Origin of the sequence: Selenomonas sp. FOBRC9 (genome assembly GCF_000287655.1) — a bacterium.
GTDB lineage: Bacteria > Bacillota > Negativicutes > Selenomonadales > Selenomonadaceae > Centipeda > Centipeda artemidis.
Map to the genome: position 1 here is coordinate 1 of NZ_ALJR01000042.1, position 1,745 is coordinate 1,745.

At 47.7% G+C, this 1,745-nt stretch carries 5 protein-coding genes; 3 read left to right on the forward strand and 2 right to left on the reverse strand.

The features are described from left to right. The coding region (locus HMPREF1147_RS12340; protein WP_232208083.1) for a helix-turn-helix domain-containing protein at positions 1-240 on the reverse strand (240 nt) is incomplete at its 3' end. Positions 241-288: 48 nt separating this feature from the next. On the opposite strand from HMPREF1147_RS12340, the gene HMPREF1147_RS09950 reads away from it, so the two are divergent. The 3 genes from HMPREF1147_RS09950 (at position 289) to HMPREF1147_RS09960 (ending at position 1,193) form a co-directional block, all read left to right on the forward strand. Next, positions 289-540 (forward strand): helix-turn-helix transcriptional regulator, encoded by a 252-nt coding sequence (locus tag HMPREF1147_RS09950; RefSeq protein ID WP_009658760.1) that lies wholly within the window; start codon positions 289-291, stop codon positions 538-540. Between the two features lie 42 nt (positions 541-582). Continuing rightward, positions 583-756, forward strand: a complete 174-nt coding sequence (locus HMPREF1147_RS12080) for a hypothetical protein (protein ID WP_009658761.1) — start codon at positions 583-585, stop codon at positions 754-756. 176 nt (positions 757-932) lie between these two features. Then, on the forward strand, positions 933-1,193 hold the full coding sequence (locus tag HMPREF1147_RS09960) for a hypothetical protein (RefSeq protein ID WP_037351446.1): 261 nt from the start codon (positions 933-935) through the stop codon (positions 1,191-1,193). Here HMPREF1147_RS09960 and HMPREF1147_RS12085 read toward each other — a convergent pair. Further along, complete coding sequence (locus HMPREF1147_RS12085; protein ID WP_009658762.1) at positions 1,162-1,356, reverse strand: hypothetical protein; 195 nt, start codon at positions 1,354-1,356, stop codon at positions 1,162-1,164. The two genes, HMPREF1147_RS09960 and HMPREF1147_RS12085, sit on opposite strands and share 32 nt — an antisense overlap. Between the last annotated feature and the right edge of the window lie 389 nt (positions 1,357-1,745).

The following is a 1,745-nucleotide window of genomic DNA, read 5'->3' on the forward strand; positions in this document are numbered from 1 at the left end:
CTTCACCTGCTTTGCAATGTCAGTCTTTGACATACCGGTGGATAGGAGGGCAAAAATTTGTCCGCGCCGATATGGGTCTAGGTGTTTATATGAGCGCGTGGTTGTGGTAGAATGAGTATGGGACATGGCAGCACCTTCTGTTCTGTTTTTGTGGTGAAAACATTGTAACACATTGAGCGCTGCCTGTCCTTTTTTTCTGTCCCACTTCATTTTACCATGAACCAAGAAAAATGTTGACATAAGTTAAAACTTCTTGTATTATGAAGTTGATGAAAGGAGGAGAAAATTATGCAATACCTACTTGAAGCGATCCGACGGGCACGAAAAGAATCGCAAGAGAGCCTTGCACGCCTTATAGGCGTTGATGTTAGGACATATCAAAATAAAGAAAAAGGGGTTTCACAGTTTAAGCAGGACGAGATGTTCGTCATTGCTAAACATTTTGGTGTAAAAATTGATGAAATTTTTTTACCCACAAACTTCGTGAAACGTGAAGTTCTGCCGCAAAAAGATTTGATTTTGAAGAACGCTCAGGTGTAAACGCAAGTACGCCCACAAGGCGGAGAAAGAGGAGGTGAGAGGATGTCATTCAACAAGGACATCGAGAAAATGGCGCTGAGTGAAACAGAAAAAGAGGCCGCAAAGCAAATTGGAGCGTTGCTTCACGGCTTCTCATACGTCGAGGCGCAAACCGTACTTACTGCAGTACGGATATCGCTTGAACAAAATGCGGTTATACAGACGGTGGATTCGTAGATGCCGCAGAAGTGCTGTCAAACGGAGGTTGAGATTCGTATTGAGGGTATGGAGGCATGGGCGCGGTTTGATATCGAGCCTTATGTGGTTGGGAAAGAGTCTCCTGAACGGGGGCATGATGAAGTGGTGAAGGGGTTTGCGCTTTTGGGATTTGTGCCAAAGGAGGAGGCAATACGATGACAGACGTGAAGGTAATTACTAACGGTTTGTGGATTGGGACGCTGGATGTGTGGGAGGATGGCGAGCCGCGCCGTCTTACGGACAATTCGACGGAGTGCCGATACAACACGATCGCGGATGTGGAGGGAGAGAAGCGGCGCATTATCAAGCTCAAAGTCGGTGAAGCGACGTTTGAGATTCGAATTATCGAAAGAAAAGAGCCCCCAAAGACGTTGTTTCGGCGGGTTAAGGACGCTGTTCGGGCGTTCTGTCGATAGAAGCGGCGAGTGAATCTAATGCGCCGTTGACAAGGCGCATTATCTCAGCGTTGTTGCGCGCGATGGCGGCAGCGATGGTTTCAGCAGTCAAGGGCTGTGCAGAGAGTTCTTTGGCGAGTTCTTCCTCTGTCAGTCCGATTCTTGCAAGTCGATCGTAACGCATATGTCCTCCGATCTAGGGGGCTCAAGGGGATTATACCACAAGAAAAGAGGAGGTGAGAGGATGGAGATTGACATACCGCTCCTCAAGGCAACGCTAAAGCTGCGCGGCCTAGTATATCGGAATGTGTATGAGAGGATCGGAATGCCGCTCACGACATTCAACAATAAGCTGCGCACGAAAGGATTCACCCTCAAAGAGGCGCAGGCGATTGCAAAGGCGATTCCGTTGTCGCGGGAGGAAGTCCTAAACATCTTCTTTCCAAAACTAGAGGAGGGAACAAATGAAGACAAAGAAAGAAGTCAAGGAGGTGACAGAAAAGCCGCAGGTGGTTGTTCAAGATGTCCGTTTCATTCAACGAGTCTGTGAAGAAAAGTCTGTAAATCGGATCT